This is a genomic window from Anabaena lutea FACHB-196, from assembly GCF_014698305.1.
Taxonomy (GTDB): Bacteria; Cyanobacteriota; Cyanobacteriia; order Cyanobacteriales; family Nostocaceae; genus Anabaena; species Anabaena lutea.
In genome coordinates this window covers 63,402-86,002 of record NZ_JACJST010000013.1, presented here as the reverse complement: position 1 = coordinate 86,002, position 22,601 = coordinate 63,402, and the positions used below count along the sequence as shown (strand labels likewise).

Here is a 22,601-nt window from a genome sequence, read left to right as displayed (position 1 = left end):
GTTCCTATTAACTGCTAAATTCATTATATCAAAAGTTTGTTAATTGCTTTTTGGGTTCTAGGTTCAATAATATCTGCATTCACATCATAATATTTCGCTGCTTCCGACATATTAAAATGTAATAAATTCTCATTACCAAGATTTTTAATACTTCTAGGTCTATATGGTAATACATTTAAAGCATGGATAATTTCTGATGCTATAGCTTTCGCTAATAAAGGGGGAACGGAATTACCAATTTGTCTAAAACCATGCCATTTTGTCACATGAAATCTAAACCAGTCAGGATAAGAATGTAAACGTGCTGCTTCCCTTACAGTAATACATCTAGGAATAAATGGATGAATTGGACGGGGAGAAGTAAATGCACCTTTATTACTAGCAGTTCCGGCTCTGAGTGTGTTACAAATACCTTTATAGTCAAGTTTATAAAAGCGGCTAATTGGTTCAATTTTGCCTGGTAAAGTATCTGCAAATCTTTGAATTGATACTTCTGTATGTTTGGTTCTTAAACTAGAAGTGAGCATTTTTGGATCATAAATACGTTTATAACTGTAGTTATCAAATTTAGACTTAAACCCATTTAGCCGTTTAACATACCTGCTGCTTTTACCAAAATCAGCGAATACCCAATCTTGTTCATAGAGTTCTTGGTAATTTTCAATTATTGGTAAATCTTGTAGTGCTTTTTTTACAGTTGGAGTTAATAAAAGCTGATTATTAATAACTTTCTTTTTTTTTAACGGTGTTGTGATTGGTTGGGGATAATTTGGTAAATCTAAATCTTGACGACAAGCTAACAAAAATAATCTTTCTCGGTTTTGTGGAACTCCATAATTAGCTGCATTTAAAACTTGATAATCTTGATAAACTTTATAATTAATTGCTTCAAAAGCCGAAATAACTTCTAAAATAAACTCACGGTGTTTACCTATAGTCATTCCTTTGACATTTTCTAGAACTACAAATTTAGGCTGTAATTCTAGAACTAAACGAATATAGTGAAAAACTAAAGAATTGCGAGGGTCATCTAGTAGCCGTTTACCTATTAAAGAAAATCCTTGACAGGGTGGCCCACCAAATAAAACATCAATTTCTTGATTTTTTATTTTAGATGATTTTCTAATTTCTTCTCCTGTAATTTCAACAACACTTTTACAAAAAATCTGCCAAAAAGGGAAATTAAATTCGTGGGTTGCACAATGAACAGGGTCAATTTCTACTGCTGCGAGAACATCAAAACCTGCTTGTTCAAAACCAAGAGTCATTCCCCCAGCACCTGCAAACAATTCAACAGCTATCGGTCTTTTATATTTATTTTTTTTGACTAATTCCCCATCAAAAAGTTCTAATTGGGTAGCATTTGTAGAATTTCCTTTGCAGCGCGATCGCATACTCCCACTTCTCCCAAACATCGCCGCATTTCCTGATAATCTGCCAAAGTTTGCTGTCTGCGCTCAGGATTTAATAATAATTCCATCGCTGCTTGAGTAATATTCTCAGATGTAGCTTGCTCTTGTAACAATTCTGGCACGATTTCCCGCATCACAACTAAATTTACTGGGGAAGCAAAAGGAATAGAACCTTTAAGAACATTACGCGCAATCCAAGCAGTAATGGTATTCAGACGATAAACAACTACTTGCGGTACATTTAACAAAGCTAATTCTAAATTGACAGTTCCAGATTTAGTAATAGCAAAATCAGCTGCTGCAAAAACTTCCTGTTGTTGACCTGATACAACTGTAGCTCGTAACCCGTAATCTTGAATAGCTTTTTCAATAGGCTGTCTAAATGCTTCCAAAGATAGAGGAATCCAAAAATGGGTTTCTGGTAATTTAGATTGGATATTTTGAGCAGCTTGGAAAATTGCTGGTAACAGATATTTTAATTCTTGTTGACGAGAAGCTGGCAAAAGCGCAACAACAATCTCTTCTGGTTTAATCCCCAAAATTGTCCGTGCTGCTTCCCGACTAGGAGTATTTTCCAGCCTATCAATCAAAGGATGACCTACCCAATTAACATTAGCCCCTTTCTGCTGATAATAACGGGCTTCTTCGGGAAAAATCGCCAATAGCTTATCTGTAAAGCTGACAATTCGTTTCGTTCTTTCAAAACTCGTTGACCACACCCACTCTTGCGGCGCAATATAATACACCACAGGCACATCGGGAAAATGCTGCTCCATATAACTACCAATCCCGATATTGGGGGTCATGTAGTCAATCAGCACCACCAAATCAGGTGGATTTTGCTTGAGATAAGCGATCGCTTGGCGTTGTACCTGAACAGTAGGTATAAAGTAAGGTAGAGCCTCAATAATACCCATCGAACCAATACCGCTAGTATCGCCCAAAATAGTCGCTCCAGCGGCAGCCATCTTCTCCCCACCCAAAGCCACAATTTCCAACTTCAAACCCGTAGCTGCAACTTGACGTTGAAGTGCTGCAATTAAAAGCGACCCCTGCAAATCACCCGAAACTTCACCCGTGCTGATAAATAACCGCATTTCAATTTTAGATGTTGTATTTTTACTTTCTTCCTTCTTCCTACTTCTTTATTTCTTCCTTCGCGTCTTTGCGGTTCAATTAATCCATATTTTTCCAGTGATTAGGGAGTATTCGCCATATTCCCTAATCAAACCATGAATGCACTAAATCACGACTCATCACTAGAGCTTTTTCTGCCTTTTCCGGGAATCAAACCGCGTCTTCCTGGCATTTTAGCAAGAAGCAAAAAACGGCGTAAATGTTCTAATTGTTCCGTATCTCCTAACAGATCCAACTCAGCCAAAGCATCCTTAAAAAGTAAATTAGAACGGTAGAGAATACGGAAAGCCTTTTTGAGGACTTGGAAATCTTGAACAGGCATTCCTGAGCGTTTTAGACCCACCAGATTGAGCGATCGCACCCTTGAAGGATTACCCTCTACCAACATATAAGGAGGGACATCTCTGTCAATGCGTGCCATACCGCCCACCATCGACATACCACCAATATGTACAAATTGATGGACACCCAAAACACCACTTAATCTAGCTCTTGACTCAATGTGAACATGACCCGCTAACGCCACAGAATTAGCAATTACCACCGAATCCTCAATCAAGCAATTATGACCCACATGAACATAAGCCATGAGTAGATTACCATTACCAATTACCGTCGCTTCACCACGACCGGTAGCGCGGTTAATAGTAACATACTCACGAATGGAATTATTATCCCCAATTTTTACCCAAGTTGGTTCTCCCACATACTTGAGATCCTGGGGTTCCATACCGATAGCTGCACCAGGAAAAATATGATTTCGCGCCCCAATTTCACATGGACCCTCTAGCACTGCATGAGCGCCAATCACAGTTTCCGCGCCGACTTTGACATTTGCTCCAATCACAGCATAAGCGCCGACTTGCACTGTTGAGTGGAGTTCAGAATTAGGATGTATTACAGCAGTTGGATGAATAAGCGTTTTCAAAGGAGACTCTCCAGAACTGAGTGCTGTGTATTAAATGTTCAGTGAAAAAAGTGTCGGGCAAACAACGTGTGAGGGGCGAAAATCCAGAAATCAGTAAATACTATTGTGGTTTTTTGTTTTTACTGTTACGCTCTTTTAGGATTGACTGAGGGCAGTTCACGGTTATGCCCAGACCAGTAAAATAAAATTTTAGTACCTAATTTAGCTAACTAAAGAAAACATTAATTCCCCTTCAGCAGCTAGTTGTCCGTCAACCTCGGCTCGACCTTGCATTTTACCGAAACGACGTTGTTTTACCCACAACAGTTCCACCGTCATCACTAGCTGATCTCCTGGTACTACTTGACGACGGAAACGGACTTTATCAATCCCAGCAAACACGAACAGACCACCAGGTGAATCGGACATTTGCGTCATGACAATTCCGCCTACTTGTGCCATTGCTTCCACAATTAGTACACCAGGCATCAGTGAACGTCCGGGAAAATGACCTTGAAATTGGGGTTCATTAAAAGTAACATTTTTTACACCCACTGCCAATTTACCTGGAACATAGTCAATAATTTTATCTACCAGTAAAAACGGATAACGGTGAGGTAATAGTTGCTGAATCTCTTCAATTGTGAACGTTGTTTTAATCTCAGATGTGTGGCTATTTTGATTATCTCCTTGGGTTGTAGTCACGTCAGTAGAGTTAGCTTGGGTAAGAGTTGACATGGGTAATTTCTAATTCGTAATTTTTAATTACTAATTCGTAGTGAAATTAGTAACTGAGAATGATCTTGAGTAGGTTTGAATTCTAGATTAATTCTAAAATTTTTTGTGCCAGTTGCACGTGTAAATTATGACTGGCTTTGTAAGCCAAGAAGTGAGCAATAGGAAATTTCCCCAGCAAGCTCATATCTCCCACTAAATCTAAGATTTTATGACGTACTGGCTCATTAGCAAATCTCAAGGGTGGATTTAGCCAACCTTCAGCCCCACAAACTAGAGCATTATCCAAGCTACCACCTTTGATTAATCCTGATTTTTGGAGATATTCAATTTGATGCAATAACCCAAATGTACGGGCAGGAGCAATTTCTGTAACAAAAGTGTTTTCAGTATTTTCTGAATTGGTAATTAGTGACCAACTGTGCCATTGATTACCAATAGCAGGTAACTCAAAATCAATACCATAGCTAAACCGAGTTTCTGGTGCTGGGAGGGCGCAGGTAAAAGCATCACCTTGATAAACCCAAATTGGTTCTTTAATAGTTATCGGTGTTTGCGTGTCACTAACGGGCTGTAATACCAAACCCACAGCAGCAATGCTTTGAGTCCATACCTGAGCCGAACCATCTAAAAGCGGTACTTCTGGCCCATCAATTTCAATTCGGGCATTATCCACACCCATAGCCGCCAAAGCTGCCAATAAATGCTCTACAGTGCGGACACTGACCTCGCCTTCACCCAACTGAGTTGAAAGCTGGGTCTGACTAACTGCTACAACTTGGGCGGGAATAATCGGCGAATTTGGCAAATCCACCCGGACAAAATAGCGATCGCTTCCCACCTCAGCTGGTAATATCCTTACATGGGTACTCACCCCACTATGCAGCCCCACACCCCTTTGGGTAATTTCTGCCGCTAAAGTGTGCTGGTGCATAGGCGAAAAGCCGATATATTTCGGTTTGTACTGCTCATTTTTTATCTTTAGTAGAAACCCTGATTTAAGCCTGTATGGGGAATAGTATTAAGGCAAAGGTGAAAATTAGCAAGTACTTAATACTCAATACTCGGTACTCAATACTCGGTACTCGGTACTCGGTACTAATTTAAAACCTTTCCCCAATCCCAAAATTGATGCGGCTATCGCCATCATCGCTCATACCATAGTCTATGCGAATTGGCCCCAATGGTGACTGTACACGCACACCTAGACCATAACCGTAGCCACTACCATTTTTATTTAACACTTCAGCTGCTCTGGTACTAGTTCCCAGGTCACTACCATAATCTAAAAATAGAGCGCCACTAACTACAGAGAAAACGGGGAAGCGATACTCAACAGATGCTTGCACATAACTGCGTCCAGAAGCTAATCTACCCTCATCGTAACCCCGGACAGAATTGCTACCACCAAGAGTAAAGGCTTCGTAGGGAGGTAAGTCACCCAGGACTGTGCCTCCCTGGATGTTAAATGCCAGAGTTTGTGTACCTTTCCCAAAGCTGAGGAATTTCACGGGTAAATATTGACTGTAATTACCCCTGACTCTAGTGAGAAAAATGTTGCCTTGTCCTATAGGTACAGATTGGTCAACTCCGAAGCGGAGGTAAGAACCGCTGCTCGGTTGTAAAGGATTATTACGGCGATCGCGTTGTGCGCCCAGTTGCAACAATAGCAAATCGTCTTCGCCTGATGCCGATTGGGTCAACGGAACTAGCGGGCTGATGATATTACCATTATCATCAAATATTGCCCCTTGTTTTCTGAGATTGCCATCAGCATCACGGCCAGAAACCCGTTGATATTGCAAGCCAGCTGAAGCAACCCACTCTGACTTTTCGTAGGGATTGGGAGTAAGAGGGCGGGTAAAGGAGATACCACCACCGAAACGGGTAATCCGGGGGCGATCTTGCTTATCCTGATTAGTGATATTATTTGGGTCAAAGGTTTCAATATTTTCATCTTTGCCATCAAAAATCAACGAAATTGAGCGACGGCGGAAAATATTGGCTGTATAAGAAGTCCGGTAAGGATCACCCGCAATCCAAGGGTCTGTAAAGCGGAGGTCAAACAGCAGTTCTCTCTCTCCTAGCTGGATCTCAGTGCCTAATTTTTGGTTTCTACCGCCTAAATTTTGCTGCTGATAGCTAATCGTCCCAAATAACCCACTCGCGGAACTAATCCCCGCACCAGCCGCAATTGAGCCGCTACTGCGTTCAGCCACATTTAATACTACATCCACCTTACTAGGGTCAGTCCCAGGGTCTAGGGAGACATTCACATCCTCAAACAGTCCTAGTCCAAATACTCGTTGTATGTCTTTTTGAACAATGTTGCGGTTGAATATTTGTCCTGGCTTTAATTCCAATTCTCTTGTAATGATATATTCCTTAGTCCGTCCCCGAATTGGTTGTCCTTTATCGTCTGTTTCCTGACCGTCTTTACTGCGGAACCGGACTTTGATATTCTCCACTACCCCTTCTGCTACTTGTAGGGTAACAACTCCATCTTCTGAGACTTTAGGCGCACCAATCACGTTAGCCAGTACAAAACCTTTATCTTGATACTGCTTGGTTAACTTTTTGACACCTTCTTGTAAGTCCCGTAAATTCAAGATTTTGCCATACTGATCGCGGAAGATTTCATCTACAGTGTTAGCAGGAATTACAGAAGCAACACCAGTACCCGGATTAGCTTCGACTTGTACCTTCGTCACGACTGGGTTAGGAGCAACAATAAAACTCACCCGCACCCCCAAAGGCGTATCTTCGGGAACAGCTTGCACATTAGAGAAAAAGCCTGTACCAAAGATTGCATTAATATCTTCTTGTAGTTGGGAGCGAGTAGTTGTTTGTCCTGGTTGGGTACGAATGACTTTGTAAACTTCGTTTTCCAGTTCTGGTGAGATTGTTCCTGTTTGAGATGTAATCGCTACTTCTGACACCAGCACACGAGGTTCTGCTGTTTCTGAGGTTTCTGGAGTAGCAGGAAAAACAGGTTCTGCTGTGGGTGGATTGACATTTTCCTGACTGGGAGTAGTGCTGGGATTTGGCGCAGGTTGGGGGACTTGAGCCGTTTTTGGCGCTGTCGTGGTAGATATAGTTAATTCTGGTTTGTCTATTGGTGCTAAGTTGCGATTTAAAGCTAATTGGGGAACTTGAGCCGTTTTTGGCTCTGTCGGATTGGGGATAACTACTTCTGGTTTCTCTATCGGTGCTAAGTTCCGATTTAAGGCTGATTGCAGAACTTGAGCGGTTTTTGGCTCTGTCGGATTGGGGATAACTACTTCTTGTTTCCCTATTGGTGCTAAGTTGCGATTTAAGGCTGATTGGGGGACTTGAGCGGTTTTTGGCTCTGTCGGATTGGGGATAACTACTTCTGGTTTCTCTATCGGTGCCGAGTTAGCTGTTAAGCCTGTAACAGTGGTAGGAGACTGAGGCGATTTCGTCTCTATAACTACTGCTGTTGATTGAGGTTGAGATACTTGGTTTTCATCACTCTGAGCAGATTCCTGTTCTAGCTGCTGGGTTGTTTCTAGGGTAGAAACTTCTGTTGTCTGATTGACATCATTCGCAGTTTGTGCGTTTGCTTTTAGGGAACTATCCAAAGGAGCAGCAATGGCAATAGCTAGGCTCGCCAAGGGCATCGCTGCCAGCAATACAGGAGATAAACGCATTTTACTCATATTCCTCTTCACTACCACACATACCGCTTCTCTTTTCTCTAAGGCGTTCCGCAAATGCGGAATTCAAAATTCAAAATTCAAAGATTTTTGCTGTCTACGACTGTTAAAACCCTTTGTAAAACCTCCTGGTACGCATTCTCTACATTCCCCATGTCTCTGCGAAAGCGGTCTTTGTCCATTACCCTGCGGTTAGGATCGTCTTCTGTGATGTCCCACAAACGGCAAGTGTCGGGGCTAATTTCATCTGCCAAGAGTATTTGCTGTTGTGAGTCCAAACCAAATTCAAGTTTAAAGTCTACTAAGGTGATACCGCAGCTTTGCCAAAAACCCTGAAGAAACTCGTTGATTTGCAATGCAAGATGGGTAATGTGATCAACTTGTTCCGCAGTGGCTAATGCCAACAGGAATATGCGATCGCGTGTTAACAGGGGATCTCCCAATTTATCGTCTTTATAATAAAACTCTACCAAAGGCTGTGGCAGAACTGTACCTAGTTGCAATCCTGTTTGCTGGCACAGACTACCAGCAGCAATATTTCTAACAACTACTTCCAATGGTACAATTTTTACGGAGCGTACCCGCATTTGATTTGGAGCCGGACTGTCAATGTAGTGAGTCTTGATTCCATGCACTTCTAATTGTTGAAACAATTTACTGGAAATAGTGCAATTTATACTGCCTTTACCCTGAATACTGCCACGCTTTTGGGCATTAAACGCAGTAGCATCATCTTTAAAATCTGCCAATAAAACTTCAGGTTCGTCTGTGCTGTAGATGATTTTCGCTTTGCCTTCGTATAGCTTGGAATTAATAGACATTGTGGTAGATACATTTCTAGGCATGGTTTCAAGCTTCACCATTTTATCTTTAGTTATTAGCGATTGGCCATGAGTGATAATTTGTCTGTTAATGATTACTAGCAAATGGACAAAAATTGCCTCAATCATCTAAAATAAAACCTTTTTGGACAGCAAATGTGATTTTGTCTGGAAATTACGGTTTTTTAAGTTGATTTTTGGGAATTTTTAGGAAAAAAATTTGGCAATCATGTAAAAAAAGTATATATTATGGCTTGATTAGCTAGTGTTTCGGATGTAATATGAAACCTTTAAGCAAATTGAAGCTGTAGTAGACTAACCTCCTCTGAGAAATAGCAATTTTTTATAAGGAAAGATGTATATTGGGCGCTCCCTAGTTCATAGCTTTGGATAGTTGGGCATAAACTTTTTACAGCTTGCTGCTTAGTAACTTATAACTTTATGATGTTGTCAACGCTGGAATTAACCAATTGCTCTATAACTTCCCGATCAGCACCGTCTAAGGATTTGCTTTCTCTGGATCTAACAAAATAGAGATAATAATTGCTAGTGATTCTGCTGCAAACTTTGAAAATCAGGCGCAGAGTTGAATACATGGAGAAAAAAATGGTGAATAAAGATGATTTTCTCTATCCTCGTGGTCGCTACTATGGTCATGTAAAACCAGAAAACTTGGTTTTTAATGCGAATCTACAGGAGTTTGCCCAGCGAGTTAGCTACATCTGCAACTTAGAAACAGGTGGAAAATTGCCCCCAGATGAAGCTTATGAGCAAATCAAGGCTATGTGGAAGGAATTAAAACGCTCGAAAAAACAACTCAAAATAGGTGAACAACCCGAACAAAATAACGGCTCTGAGGCGGAACAATAAAGTAGGGACTCTTAACTGGGGACTCAGGGACGCGGGGACGCGGGGATTGAGTGTTTATTGGGTATTGGTTTTTCTCCAATGACCAATGACCAATGACCAATGACCAATGACCAATGACCAATGACCAATGACCAATGACCAATGACCAATGACCAATGACCAATGACCAATGACCAATCACCAATCACCAATCACCAATCACCAATAACTATTTAGTTATCATCGTCCAGACACCATCCCAAGAATCTGGAGGTTGTATTTGCTGATAATTATAGGATCGTTCTAGGTGGGTATTCAGGGCTTGGTCTAGGGGTCGGATGCGTTTAGCGGCTTCAAAACTGGCGATCGCTTGAGAAAAGTCTCGCGAGGAATAAGCAGTGCGTCCAGCATGATAATGAAACAAAAACTCTTCGGTGTTAGCATCAAGGGGAATAGAGCGATCGCCAATTAATTCGTAAATATATACCGCCTGATGTTTACCTTTGACGCGAATTTTATCTAGCTGGCGCACCCAAATGCGATCGCGGCACAAATTATAAGTAAATTCGCTCAAAATAATGTCACAACCATATTCTTTCGTTACACCTTCCAAGCGGGAACTCAAATTTACCCCATCGCCAATCACCGTATAGTCCATCCGTTTGCGAGAACCGATGTTCCCGGAAACTACTTCCCCAGAACTAATCCCAATCCCAATATGGATTTGAGGCTGTGCCTGCATAATCCGTCTGTGGTTAAATTCCTCCAATCGGTGGCGCATATCCAATGCTGACTGTATTGCTCGCCAGGCATGATTTTCAGTCAGTGGTAGGGGCGCTCCAAATACCGCCATTAAAGCATCACCAATAAACTTATCTAAAGTTCCTTCATATTGAAAAACTGACTCCACCATTGTTTCAAAATATTGATTGAGCAAGGATACCACCTCAGCTGCGCCCAAGTTTTCCGTTAGTGTTGTATAACCTCGGATATCAGAGAACAAAATGGTGACTTCTTTGCGCTCACCTACCATTAAGGTATCCTCTCCCAGCGCCATAATTTGCTCGGCTACGCGGGGTGTCAGATAGCGGTACATGGTGCTTTTCATGCGTTTTTCCCGACTGATGTCTTCCAATACCACTAAACCACCTCTGACTCCACCTTCGGGATTAGTCAAGGGATTGACGGTGAGATTGATGCTGCGTTCTAATTCTTTCACCACACTAGAACTGAGTAACTCAGACTGGGGAGTCAGGAGTTGATTCCAAGGAATAAAAATATCTGGGTTATGGCGATCGCGCACCGCCAAAATTATCTTCTGAGTTTTCTGTTTTGACTTTTGAGGTTCACCATTTTCTAATTGATACAATCCCACTAGCAAACTTTGCTCTGGGACATAATGTCTAGACCCATGTTGTAAACTATCTTCCAGCCGCATTTGCAGATTTTCAATTGGCATCACCTCCCAAACTTTACGACCAAGCAAATTTTCCTTCCACAGCAGTTTATTAGTAATTCTGTTAGCTTCCTTCAAAGGACAACCAATTAACTCCAGCGCTGCATCATTAATAGTGACAATTTGACCTTGCATATCTGTAGAAATTACAGCATCTGACAAACTCTGGAGAATATCTTTTTGATATTGTCTTTCTAACAATACGTTTTCAAATAGACGGGCATTTTCCAAAGCAATTCCCGCCTGAATATTAAAAGCCCGCATGAATTCTTCATCAGAAGTAGAAAAACTACCTTGTTGCTTATTAATTAACTGTGTCACCCCAATCAATTCATTAGCAGAATTAAAAACTGGTAAACACAAGATATTACGAGTTACATACCCAGTCTTTTGATCTGTAGTTGGGTCAAAGCGATGATCTTGGTAAGCTTCGGGGATATTCAGTGCTTGACCAGTAGAAGCCACATAGCCAGCAATACCGCGATTAGAAGGTATACGGACTTCAATCAAGTTTTTACCATCAGCAGCAGCCACCTTCGTCCATAGTTCCCCCATTTCCTTGCGATACAAAAACAGCGCACTGCGGTCTGCTTGCATTAAAATCCGGGCTTGTTCCATGACTATTTGCAAAGTCACCTCTAAATCCAAACTTTGCCCTAATGTCTGAGTCGCACGCAATAAAGCTGTTGCACCGCGCTGATTGCGAGCCGCTACATAAAAAGACTGACAACTTTCTAAGATAATGCCAATAGAAGAGGCAAAGTCTCGAAATGACTCTTCATCATCCTGATCAAAAGGAACATTCCCAGCTTTATTTGCTAGTTGTACTACAGCTACAGTTTGCTTTTTACTACTCACAACTGGCATACATAAAAGATTGCGGATTTTATAGCCCATTTGTCTTTCTAATTCTGGGCTAAAAAGAGGGTGAGTAGAGGTTTCAGATATGTTGAGATATTGACCTGTAGTCGCAACATGACCAGGAATACCCACATTTAAGGGAGTGCGTATTTCTAGGAATTTTTGGCTATTATCCTGGGGAACTTTTGACCATAGTTGAGCCTTATCATAGTCAACTAAAAAAATGGCTGTATGTTCGGCTTGGAGAATTTGACCAATTTTGAGTGTAATGGCTTCTAGAACTTTTTCCAACATACTTTCTAGAGCTTCATTATTGATTAGATCAATAGCTCTGAGAAATTGCTGAAACTCAGCTGTAATGAAATCAAGTAAGCAAACAAATTCGTTAACAGAGAGGTCTTTGACGCGACTGAGTAGGGTGTGGGTGCGATTAACTTGAGTAAGTTCAGTTAATGTTGCCAAGACGCTACCGGCGTTAGGGAGTGTCATAAATAATTAAAAATAGTCATTAGTCATTGGTCATTAGTCATTAGTCATTAGTCGATTAATTTTCCTCTGGCTTCCCTATTCCCTATTCCCTATCACCTTTTGATAATAATCTTGTAATTGACGGGTAGCAGCTGCCCATCCCCAATTTTCCGCTTCTTGGCGGGCATTTTTACGGATTTGGGTGACTTCTTGTTGCTCTTGTAATAAACGCACTGTAGCATTAATAGCCTCTTGAATATCTGCTGTCGGTTCAAAAAGATACCCATTTACCCCATCTGTAACAATATCAGGAATTCCACCAGAACGGGCTGCTATGACTGGACACCCAGCTGCCATTGCTTCTAGTAGCACTAATCCCAGTGTTTCTGTCCGAGAAGGAAAAATAAAGGCATCAGCACTAGCAAAGGCAGAACCTAACTCTTTTCCCATCAGATAACCAACAAAATAAGTATTTGTGCCTGCAAAATGTTTTTCTAAATTTTGGCGATGTGGTCCATCTCCTACCAAGGCCAACCGCGCACCAGGAATGGCTTGTAAAATCGGTTTAATCCGCTCAATTTCTTTTTCAGCGGAAAGACGACCTACATACAAAAGTAAGGGGCTTTCTGGATGATTTTGGGATAGACGCGATCGCATTTCGACACTAGCTAAATCAGGATGAAATAATTCTGTATCAACCCCTCTCTGCCATAAATCTACCCGTTCAATTCCATGTCCTGATAATTCCTCCACCATCGCTGTGGATGTACACAAATTTAACTCCGCTTGATTATGAGCGCCTTTCAATAATTCCCATAGTAAGCCTTCTAACATTCCTAAACCGTAATGTTGCAGATATTGCGGCAAGTGGGTATGGTAAGAAGCCACCAAAGGAATTTTCAAGACTTTACTGTAAAAAATTCCCGATAATCCTAAAACTGCGGGATTGACAACATGAATAATATCGGGACGAAACTGTTCCAACGCATAACCAATAGCTGGACGAGGTAGTGCTACTTTTAGCTCTGGATACAGAGGCAGAGGAAAGCCTGTCACGCCGTAAACTTTCGCTCCTTTATGTTCAGTGATCCCACCTTCTGGGGCAATCACTAACACTTGATTTCCATGACGTTGTAAATAGTCAACGGTGTGACGCAGACGCGTCACAATTCCATCAACTTTGGGTAAGAAAGTTTCGGTAAATAGGGCAATTCTCATAAATAACTGGAAATCAGGAGTCAGGAGTCAGGAGTCAGGAGTCAGGAGGAGCAAGTCAGTACCGAGCGATGAGTAACAAGTAATGAGTAGGAATAATCCTCAACCACTCGGTACTCGGTACTCGGTACTCAGAACTCTCACCTACTTTCTATGCCAAGAGACTTTAGGCAAAATTTGCTGATTATCAACTCGTTCCTGATACTTGACAGCAAAGTTTAATAGAGAATCAAGTAGGGAATCTGAGAGATAGTGAGGTTCTAAGCCTAAATCTAGCAGTTTGGTGTTTTTGGCATTGAAGTAATGTTCTTCTTTTTCGATTCTGGGGTTGTCAATATTATTGATGTCTACACTTAGCCCCAGAGCATTGCCAGCTTTTTTCACCATCATTGCCAAGTCACCAACGCTGAATAATTCAGTAAATTGGTTAAATACGCGGAATTCTCCAGGTTGTGCTGGGTTAGCGATCGCTAATTCAATACATCGCACTGTATCCCGAATATCCAAAAAGCCGCGAGTTTGTCCACCTTTCCCGTAGACAGTCAGAGGATGTCCAATTGCTGCTTGGATACAGAAACGGTTAAGTGCAGTCCCAAATACACCATCGTAATCAAGGCGGTTAATTAACAGTTCGTCCAGCCCCGTTTCTTCGGTGAGAACGCCGTAAACTATACCTTGATTTAAGTCTGTTGCCCGCAATCCCCAAATCCGACAAGCAAAGTGAATATTATGGCTATCATGGACTTTGCTTAAGTGATACATGGAACCGGGCTGCTTAGGATAGGGCAGAGTATCTTTGCGTCCGTTGTGTTCAATCGTGATGTAACCTTCTTCAATGTCGATATTGGGTGTCCCATATTCACCCATTGTCCCCAACTTCACCAAATGACAATCTGGGAAATCTTCCCGCATGGCATACAGCAAGTTCAATGTACCGACTACATTATTTACTTGAGTCAGAACTGCATGATCGCGGTCAATCATGGAAAATGGTGCTGAACGTTGTTCACCAAAATGCACTATGGCATTTGGCTGAAATTGGTGTAAGGATTTGTGCAGAAATTCGTAGTTAGTAATATCACCGATGAACAGGTCGATAGATTTACTAGTTAAATCTTGCCAGCGCTGGAGGCGTTGCTGAATGGGTGCGATTGGGGTAAGTGTGTTAACACCCAGTTCGTTATCCCAATGCCGCCTCACCAAACTGTCTAAAATTCCAACTTCATAACCTTGATTAGAAAGGTAGAGTGCTGTTGCCCAACCGCAATACCCATCGCCACCAATAACCAGGACTTTCATTTTTACCAGTTTTTACTCGCTGATAGCTAAATCTATCAGGTTTGTGTCCCCTCTCGCTCATTAATTCTGGGGATTGGAAGGGGAAAAGTTTTCTCAATTACGAATTACGAATTACCTTGGCGTAGCCTGCGGTCGGCATTATTACGAATTACGAATTTTATATTGCTGGGCAATGTAGTAAAACAACTGATAGTGATATCGAAATTCTTTGCTGTTGCTTTTCCCTTGCCAATAATATTTCACTTGACCTTGAGTTATGGTCAATTGCATGAAACTTACCTCTTCTCCCACTTCTACAACCAGCACTCCAGAGACTCCTTGAGCAGTTTGAAAATTCTCATCTATCGTTTTTATGGTCTTTGGATCTTGGGTAATTGACTCTGGTAATTGATTTCCTGCCCAAGCGCGAATTTGGGCATCTTGGTTTTGTGGTGACACGAAGATAACTCCATCATTATTGTCTGGAGGTGCGACAGAAGTCCAATTGCTGGGATAGGGAAACTCAAAACCATAACGGGAATTGTAGTAAGTCTCCCATGCCAGTTTGGAGGTTGGGAAGCTAGTAGCACTACAACTTGAGAAAATCATTGCTGTGCCAACACCAGAGATTAGCGCCACAATTACTCGCCTCAAATTACAGGTTTTGACCGCAACAGTAGACATAAATACACCCTTCACCCAATTTCCTGTCAGTGGAGTCAAAGAAGAGGAAAGAGGGCAGGGGCTGAATAACACCAAGAGGTAGAGGGGAAAATTCCTCTGTACCCTGTACCCTAGCTCCGTTTTGCTCCGTTTTCTCTACTAGATTTATTGTGACATAAATCACTTAGTTTAATGATGTGGTGGCTAATTGCTAACTAATATTATTAAGAGATGTAACAAAATAGCCATTAAAACGTTTTTTTATCTTGACAAGGAATCAAGAAGCCGATAACGTTAGTTACATACCCGGGTAAGACCGTTAATGAGTTATATGCAAACTAAGCAAAAGGTTACTTTGTATCTATCGCCTGAACTGCACAGAAGATTGAAAATTCGATCAGCAGTTGATTCGGAGCCGATGTCAGAACTTGCAGAACGCGCCCTCAATTTCTACCTGACAAATTCAGAATTAGTCGAAGAAGTAGAAGCGTCTTCCTATGGACGAACACATAGGGTTTATTCTTGTCCTACCTGTGAAAGTTCACTAATCATACGTGATGGGGAATTAGTAGCTTTAGGCAATCAACCGGGAATAATTGGTCAAGAACATCTGTCCCTGGATGAAATGGAACAAGATGAAACCCATCCGAAGGGTGAGGAAGAATTGGTTCCTTGCTAGGTAGGAATTATGAAGAAGAAGTTTTTCGGTTGTCTTGATCAAAAGCGATGACTGTACTGTCTTTAGAAGGTCTCAAGTAGGTCGATTGTATGAAAGAAGAGCTCAATATTTTAATTCAAGCTCAATACCCTTTAATCTACCTTGTGACCTCCGAGGAAGAGCGGGCAGAGCAAGCAATTTCCACGATCGCACAGTTATTGAAGCCCCAACGCCGGGTATATGTTTGGACTGTAACTCACGGTATCATTGAGTATGGTCAACCCCGGAATACAACTCAACATAATACAGTTTCTCCAGAAGCGGCGATTGAGTGGATTATTCGCCAAAAAGAACCCGGTATATTTATTCTTAAAGATTTACATCCATTTATTGATGCGCCAGCAACAACGAGATCGCTACGGGATGCGATCGCTAGTTTCAAGGGAATGCAAAAGAACATCATCTTGATGTCTCCCATGCAACAAGTTCCCATCGAACTAGAAAAAGAGGTTGTTGTCCTAGACTTCCAACTACCAGATATGGTTGAGTTGAACAAAGTTTTAACCAACCACCAAGAACAGCATCGTGGCCGACGGCTAACAACCGAAGCACGAGAAAAACTTCTCAGAGCAGCTTTAGGTCTAACTAAAGACGAATCTGAAAAAGTATACCGTAAGGCTCAGGTAACTACCGGAAGACTAACGGAAGATGAAGTAGATATAGTTCTATCTGAGAAGAAACAACTGATTCGGCGCAATGGCATCCTAGAATACATCGAAGAAGATGAAACCATTGATGCTATTGGTGGCTTGGAAGAATTGAAAAAGTGGCTCAAACAACGCTCTAACGCCTTCACAGAAAGAGCGAGAGAGTATGGTTTGCCTCAACCCAAGGGAATGTTGATTCTCGGTGTTCCCGGTTGTGGTAAGTCACTAATTGCCAAAACTACCTCCCGTTTATGGGGTTTACCAATCTTGCGGTTAGATATGGGGCGTGTATACGACGGCTCAATGGTGGGTCGAAGTGAAGCAAATCTGCGGAACGCCCTAAAGACAGCAGAATCAATTTCCCCCACGATTCTGTTTATCGACGAGTTGGATAAATCTTTCGCGGGTAGTGCCGGTTCTGGTGATTCTGATGGGGGGACATCGAGTAGAATTTTCGGTTCTTTCCTCACCTGGATGCAAGAAAAGAAATCTCCAGTCTTTGTAATGGCGACTGCTAACCGCGTGGAACGCCTACCTGGGGAGTTTTTGAGGAAAGGTCGCTTTGATGAAATATTCTTTGTGGATCTGCCCACATCTGAAGAACGTCAGGATATCTTCAACATTCACTTGACTAAAAGACGGGAAGATATTGCTAGATTTGATCTGGAACAACTAGCCAAAATGTCTGACGGCTTCTCTGGTGCAGAAATTGAACAAGCGATCGTGGCGGCGATGTATGAAGCCTTCGCCCAAGATCGGGAGTTCACCCAATTAGATATTATTGCTGCATTGAAGTCTACTTTGCCACTGTCACGAACGATGCAAGAACAGGTCACAGCTTTAAGAGACTGGGCCAGACAGCGTGCAAGACCCGCAGCATCCTCCGTCGCTGAATATCAGCGCATGGAGTTTTAAAAGCTTTCTCCTGCAATGTCAGGGGGGAAAGGTTAGCTACAAAGCTAACAGTTTAGAAGAAAAAAGCCGCTCCCAATCAATGCGGCTTGGCTGAAAAGAAACCGTTGTCGTTTTTCTCATCAATCTTCTCATTGGAGGAAACCCAAATGTCTCACTTTAGCACTCTGCGTACCAAAATCACCGATGCCGAAATTCTGAAGTCTTCTTTGCGCGACTTAGGTATCAGCGTAAAGACTGAAGCTGATGTTCGTGGTTATAACGGTCAGCGTGTACGTTCGGACATCGTTGCTGTATTGGAAGGCGAGTACGATTTAGGTTGGTCTCGCAACAGTGATGGTTCTTTTGACCTTATCGCTGACTTGTGGGGCGTTGCTAAGAAGCACAACCAAACCGAGTTGATCAACTCTATTAACCAAAAATACGCCGTTAACAAGACTTTGACTGAAGTAAAACAGCGCGGTCTGCAAAACGCCAATGTCAAGTTGGTATTGCAATAATATTTTCTCTGCGCGTTCCCAAAGCTGAACGGGTTAACCATGTAATAGCGGTTAGCCCGCTTTTTTATCGGCACTGAGATGTATTTCTCAGTCCCGATTTTGTTAGTGAAGGTTAGGGAGAGATTCTTGAGCAACTTTGTTAACAATCATCATCCCTTATGTTTCCATCTGGCATAACGGTACTGTCAAATATAGTGTTATAAAGATAAGCATTGTTTAAATTTGCACCTTCCAAGTCAGCACCTGTCAAATTTGCTCCTTCTAAATCTGCACCTTCTAAATTTGCTTGAAAAAGAGAGCTATTGCTTAGATTCGTACCTTTCAAATTTGCATAGCTTAAATCAGCCTCGCTTAAATCCAAATCACTAAGGTCGGTATTTTCTAAGTTAGCAGAATTTAAATTTTCTCCAGAACCAATCAAAATAGCTCGTTCAAAAATATCGAAAAGACCTATTCCAGGTATAGAAAGATATCTTGTTTTTTCGTCAATTATTGTCTCAGTATCATAGATACAGTCTGTAAGAAGTTGACCTATACCCATACCTGTAAGGTTAGCACCAATCAAATTTGCTTTCCGTAGTCTTGTTCCATCACTAAAGAAAGCATTGCTTAGATTTGCGCCTCGCAGGTTAACTTTATCTAACGTACTTTGGTATGTCGTGATATTGCTTAAGTTGGCATAACTAATATTAGCTTCTTCTATCCAGCCATGATCCATATAAATGTTACTCAAATCTGCATAGCTAAAGTCCACTCCTTGAAAACTGCCAGACAAGTTGGCGTGACTCAGATTAGCTGCTTTGAAGTTAGCGTACTCTGCTTCAGATCCGTCAAGACGAGCATTACTTAAATTAGCACCTTCAAAATTTGCTCCAAGCAGCGTAACCCCTTGTAGACTGGCATTACTCAAATTTGCGTAACTCAGATTCACATCATTAAGATGAGTACCAGTCAACTCAGCACCATTCAAGTTTACCCCACACAGATCAACTTCTTCCAAGTGTAGACGACTAAAATTGACACCAGAAAAATTTCTTTCACCTATAGCGTAGCGTCTGAGTAATTCTCCTGCGTCCATAACTCTAAGCTCTAAACCTGTTTATTAAGATCAACTTTAAGATTTTGAATTCATTTTTTACCAAACCTGACTTATCAGTCCTTATGTCAAGCCTAATTGAGATGCTCTTACCCTGCTTGTGGTGTGGAGACAGAAAAATTTTTTGTCTCTACTTTTTTATGAAATTCACCGCAAACAACGGTTCACTAATCCAGAAGCCATTAGCAATCAAATCATCTAATATCGGTTGTACTAGTGGAATAAACCCTTGTTGTCTAGCAGCTAGTACAACACCTAAAAGTCCAGTAACCTGTAAACCAGACTTTATTGCTTCATTTCTACCTTTTCGTTCATCAATAATCAGTCTATCAGCATTTAACTCCAGACCAAGAGCTATCGCTTCCGCTTTACCTGGATCTAAAATTGTTTGTAGAGTCTGAACTAGGACAATATTTGTAACTGGTATAACTTGAATCCAATCGAGAGTTTGAAGTGCTAGTGTACCTGGATCTGTACTACCAGAAGCAAGAATTTCCTGATAGACTGTCGGTGGAATAATTATATTCCCATAGAGTTGCTGCAACAAAGTTAACTGTCCAATCGCAGCGAGGTTACTGATAGGTGATGTATTGCTAATAATAATCATCGCCAATTATTAGCTTCCAAACTCTTTATATCCTCCGTGAATTCAGCAATATCATAGTGAATGGGAATTTTTCGACTAGCAAGTAATCGCTGAAACTCGAGTTGATTCATTCCTACAAAATGGCTTGCTTGTCCTAAAGTAAAACGTTCTTGTTCAAAGAGCAAAATTGCTATTTCTTGAATTAATTCTTTGTCAGACATTTGGATTGTCTGCAAGACTTCATCTGTGATGACAATACTCATATATCTATTCTCCTGCGGGGATTCAATGGGTTAAAGTTTAACGCAAACAACGAATTGCTTCTAACAATCCTCTGGCTTTATTCAGCGTTTCCTCGTATTCCTTTTCTGGTTCTGAATCTGCGACTAAACCCGCACCGGCTTGGACTGTGACGGTATGATTATGCAATACCATTGTCCGAATCGCGATCGCACTATTTAATTGTCCTTCAAAATCATAATAGCCATACACACCCGAATACACACCCCGGCGATTTGGTTCTAATTCGTTGATGATTTCCATCGCCCTGATTTTCGGCGCACCGCTCACTGTACCGGCTGGGAAGCTGGCTTTAAGTAAATCCCAGGCTGTTTTGTCATTTGCCAATTTACCCACCACATTACTGACAATGTGCATAACATGGGAATAGCGTTCAATGAGCATTAATTCATCAACTTTCACGCTACCGCTTTCGCACACACGCCCTAAATCATTGCGTCCTAAATCAACTAACATGACGTGTTCGGCGATTTCTTTGGGGTCTTGAAGTAAATCTTCTGCAAAAGCCGCATCTTCTTGGGTTGTCTTACCTCTCGGTCTTGTGCCTGCAATGGGGCGGACTGTGGCGATTATACCCCCATCAGGGTCGCATTCTGCTTTGACCATGACTTCAGGACTAGAACCGATAATTTGCCAATCCTTAAAGTTAAAATACGCCATGTAAGGTGAAGGATTGATTTGGCGTAAAGAACGATAAAGGGCGAAGGGGTCGCCAGTGTATTCTGTGGATAAGCGTTGAGAAATGACGACTTGGAAGATATCACCAGCTTTGATATATTCTTTAGCTTTTTCGACACTGGCGCAAAATTCTGGACGGGTGAAGTTGCTGGTGTATTCCTCTATTCCCGCTTTCGGCTTGTTTCCGGGGGCTGTCCAAGCTAATTTGGTATTTTGTGGCGATAGAGGTAAAGATAGCTTGCTGACCATTTCCTGAATGCGATCGCCTGCCTGTTGATAGGCTACCTCTAAATTAACATTTGGGTCACGTAAATCAGCATATGCGATCGCCCAAATTTTCCGTTTTACCTGGTCAAAAACCAACAGGTGGTCTACCTGCATCCACAATCCATCAGGTATATTACGGCTATCTTGGGGATGAATTGGTACACGCGGCTCAATCCAATTAATTAATTCATAACCCCAAAACCCAAATAAACCGCCAATTCCTGAAGGTAATTCTGGTAATTTTACTGGGTGATAGGGTGCTAAACATTCAGCTAAAACTGTAAAAGGATCACCGGTAAAAACTTGCTGAGAACCATCTCGATGTGTTTGGGTAGTTTGATCACCTCTAGCTTCCAAAATCCATAGAGGATCACAACCTAGCAAACTATAACGTCCTATTTTTTCTCCACCTTCCACCGATTCCAGTAAAAAGCTATAAGGTTGATCCGCACATACTTTATACCAAGCAGAAACGGGAGTATCTAAATCAGCTACCCATTCCTGGTAAACCGGGACAAAGTTACCTTGTTTAGCGAGCTTCTTAAACTGGGTGAAATCGGGAAAAATCATAATTATTATTTATATTTCTACTAAAAACGGTGGGGAACTTTACTTTTAAACGCAGAGGTTCGCTGAGGTAAACGCAGCGAAAAGTTCCTCGTTCGCGTCAGCGTTCCGCAGGAAAGCCGGGTTTCCCGGCGTAGGAAACTTTTCAAGACAGAGTGGCGCAGAGTTTTTATTGAAGTTTTCCCTTTCAATTTTGTTATCCTATAAAGTCGAGATATTAGCCGTTTTTAGTATAGCTGCTGATTAAGCGCTGAGTACTGATTCCTGATTTTGACTCAGTACTCAGTACTCAGCACTCATTACTGATTATGCATCGTAAGTAGCTTTACCACTGAACTTCAGTTGTGCAGGACTGGGGTTTTGACCAATTCTGCGGGGTACAAAGCGCACTTTATCACGACCAGCATTCACTTTTTCTGGGAACACACCATCTGCTGGGTGAATGAAAGTGGTTTCACCGCTGGGAAGAATCCGGTAAATTTTGTAGTCTGTGATTTTGAATTTCCGGAGTTGGCCGCCCAAAGCGATACCATACTCTTTCCGAGCGATATAAAGCAGGTTTTCGCCTTGGTTCATTGTCGCAGCGCCACCTGTAGGCAGTTCAAAAACTTGTGCCTTGGGGCTAGTCCAGGTGATAGCGTACTTTTCTTCTTCCTGTGCTTTTCTCAGCAATCCGCCAGTGCTGCCACCGAAAAGTGGAGTTTTACCAGTAAGAGTGTCTGCCATAAGAGGTTGTCTCTCAACGTTTTTAGGGCATACTAACATCGGAATTGAGCTAATATTGCGATCGCGTCATAGACTGTAACAGTTTTTAGTGATTGAGTCTGGCCAAAGGCTTCAGAATCTGAGGT

Annotated in this window: 21 protein-coding genes; 4 read left to right on the top strand and 17 right to left on the bottom strand. The window is 41.8% G+C overall.

Translation table 11 applies throughout. The features are described 5' to 3' along the window. Positions 1-23 precede the first annotated feature (23 nt). The 7 genes from H6G59_RS15090 to purC all read right to left on the bottom strand — a co-directional run bounded on the left by H6G59_RS15090 (position 24) and on the right by purC (position 8,689). The gene (locus H6G59_RS15090; protein ID WP_242038879.1) at positions 24-1,415 is read right to left on the bottom strand and encodes a DNA cytosine methyltransferase; all 1,392 of its coding nucleotides are present in this window, start codon (positions 1,413-1,415) and stop codon (positions 24-26) included. Next, positions 1,349-2,509 (bottom strand): lipid-A-disaccharide synthase, encoded by a 1,161-nt coding sequence (gene lpxB, locus H6G59_RS15085; RefSeq protein WP_190715760.1) that lies wholly within the window; start codon positions 2,507-2,509, stop codon positions 1,349-1,351. The genes H6G59_RS15090 and lpxB overlap by 67 nt, the downstream gene beginning before the upstream one ends. Positions 2,510-2,658: 149 nt before the next feature. After that, a complete protein-coding gene (gene lpxA, locus H6G59_RS15080; RefSeq protein WP_190715758.1) occupies positions 2,659-3,477 on the bottom strand; it encodes an acyl-ACP--UDP-N-acetylglucosamine O-acyltransferase in 819 nt (272 codons plus the stop codon). 201 nt (positions 3,478-3,678) lie between these two features. Further along, a complete protein-coding gene (gene fabZ, locus H6G59_RS15075) occupies positions 3,679-4,194 on the bottom strand; it encodes a 3-hydroxyacyl-ACP dehydratase FabZ (RefSeq protein WP_190715756.1) in 516 nt (171 codons plus the stop codon). 82 nt (positions 4,195-4,276) lie between these two features. Beyond that, on the bottom strand, positions 4,277-5,125 hold the full coding sequence (lpxC, locus tag H6G59_RS15070) for a UDP-3-O-acyl-N-acetylglucosamine deacetylase (protein ID WP_190715754.1): 849 nt from the start codon (positions 5,123-5,125) through the stop codon (positions 4,277-4,279). A 169-nt stretch (positions 5,126-5,294) separates the two neighbouring features. Continuing rightward, entirely contained in the window at positions 5,295-7,871 is a 2,577-nt protein-coding gene (locus H6G59_RS15065) for a BamA/TamA family outer membrane protein (protein WP_422602496.1), read from the bottom strand. 77 nt (positions 7,872-7,948) lie between these two features. Next, the gene (purC, locus tag H6G59_RS15060) at positions 7,949-8,689 is read right to left on the bottom strand and encodes a phosphoribosylaminoimidazolesuccinocarboxamide synthase (protein WP_190715906.1); all 741 of its coding nucleotides are present in this window, start codon (positions 8,687-8,689) and stop codon (positions 7,949-7,951) included. Between the two features lie 594 nt (positions 8,690-9,283). Here purC and H6G59_RS15055 point away from each other — a divergent pair. Continuing rightward, entirely contained in the window at positions 9,284-9,559 is a 276-nt protein-coding gene (locus tag H6G59_RS15055) for a DUF7219 family protein (RefSeq protein WP_190715752.1), read from the top strand. A gap of 23 nt (positions 9,560-9,582) precedes the next feature. Here H6G59_RS15055 and H6G59_RS15050 read toward each other — a convergent pair whose 3' ends face one another. The 5 genes from H6G59_RS15050 to H6G59_RS15030 form a co-directional block, all read right to left on the bottom strand. Continuing rightward, entirely contained in the window at positions 9,583-9,750 is a 168-nt protein-coding gene (locus tag H6G59_RS15050; RefSeq protein WP_190715750.1) for a hypothetical protein, read from the bottom strand. A gap of 17 nt (positions 9,751-9,767) precedes the next feature. After that, on the bottom strand, positions 9,768-12,344 hold the full coding sequence (locus tag H6G59_RS15045; protein WP_190715748.1) for a GAF domain-containing protein: 2,577 nt from the start codon (positions 12,342-12,344) through the stop codon (positions 9,768-9,770). Between the two features lie 75 nt (positions 12,345-12,419). After that, the gene (locus H6G59_RS15040; RefSeq protein ID WP_190715746.1) at positions 12,420-13,541 is read right to left on the bottom strand and encodes a glycosyltransferase family 4 protein; all 1,122 of its coding nucleotides are present in this window, start codon (positions 13,539-13,541) and stop codon (positions 12,420-12,422) included. 141 nt (positions 13,542-13,682) lie between these two features. Further along, positions 13,683-14,837 carry an NAD-dependent epimerase/dehydratase family protein gene (locus tag H6G59_RS15035; RefSeq protein ID WP_190715744.1) on the bottom strand — a complete coding sequence of 385 codons (1,155 nt, stop codon included), beginning with the start codon at positions 14,835-14,837 and terminating at the stop codon, positions 13,683-13,685. 141 nt (positions 14,838-14,978) lie between these two features. Next, the gene (locus H6G59_RS15030) at positions 14,979-15,500 is read right to left on the bottom strand and encodes a hypothetical protein (protein ID WP_190715742.1); all 522 of its coding nucleotides are present in this window, start codon (positions 15,498-15,500) and stop codon (positions 14,979-14,981) included. Positions 15,501-15,810: 310 nt separating this feature from the next. On the opposite strand from H6G59_RS15030, the gene H6G59_RS15025 reads away from it, so the two are divergent. The 3 genes from H6G59_RS15025 (at position 15,811) to H6G59_RS15015 (ending at position 18,256) form a co-directional block, all read left to right on the top strand. Further along, the gene (locus H6G59_RS15025) at positions 15,811-16,158 is read left to right on the top strand and encodes a slr0373 family blue light stress response protein (RefSeq protein WP_190715740.1); all 348 of its coding nucleotides are present in this window, start codon (positions 15,811-15,813) and stop codon (positions 16,156-16,158) included. An 89-nt stretch (positions 16,159-16,247) separates the two neighbouring features. After that, positions 16,248-17,759 (top strand): stress-responsive protein Ycf46, encoded by a 1,512-nt coding sequence (gene ycf46 / locus H6G59_RS15020; RefSeq protein ID WP_127056414.1) that lies wholly within the window; start codon positions 16,248-16,250, stop codon positions 17,757-17,759. 146 nt (positions 17,760-17,905) lie between these two features. Next, complete coding sequence (locus tag H6G59_RS15015) at positions 17,906-18,256, top strand: DUF1257 domain-containing protein (RefSeq protein ID WP_015215967.1); 351 nt, start codon at positions 17,906-17,908, stop codon at positions 18,254-18,256. Between the two features lie 139 nt (positions 18,257-18,395). On the opposite strand, the gene H6G59_RS15010 is transcribed toward H6G59_RS15015, so the two are convergent. The 5 genes from H6G59_RS15010 to H6G59_RS14990 all read right to left on the bottom strand — a co-directional run bounded on the left by H6G59_RS15010 (position 18,396) and on the right by H6G59_RS14990 (position 22,476). After that, on the bottom strand, positions 18,396-19,334 hold the full coding sequence (locus H6G59_RS15010) for a pentapeptide repeat-containing protein (RefSeq protein ID WP_190715736.1): 939 nt from the start codon (positions 19,332-19,334) through the stop codon (positions 18,396-18,398). A gap of 148 nt (positions 19,335-19,482) precedes the next feature. Next, entirely contained in the window at positions 19,483-19,959 is a 477-nt protein-coding gene (locus H6G59_RS15005; protein ID WP_190715734.1) for a PIN domain-containing protein, read from the bottom strand. Beyond that, complete coding sequence (locus H6G59_RS15000; RefSeq protein WP_190715733.1) at positions 19,956-20,201, bottom strand: UPF0175 family protein; 246 nt, start codon at positions 20,199-20,201, stop codon at positions 19,956-19,958. Before H6G59_RS15000 ends, H6G59_RS15005 begins: the two co-directional genes overlap by 4 nt. A gap of 37 nt (positions 20,202-20,238) precedes the next feature. Further along, entirely contained in the window at positions 20,239-21,753 is a 1,515-nt protein-coding gene (gene trpE / locus H6G59_RS14995; protein ID WP_190715731.1) for an anthranilate synthase component I, read from the bottom strand. Between the two features lie 303 nt (positions 21,754-22,056). Beyond that, on the bottom strand, positions 22,057-22,476 hold the full coding sequence (locus tag H6G59_RS14990) for a photosystem I reaction center subunit II PsaD (protein ID WP_190715729.1): 420 nt from the start codon (positions 22,474-22,476) through the stop codon (positions 22,057-22,059). Positions 22,477-22,601 lie beyond the last annotated feature (125 nt).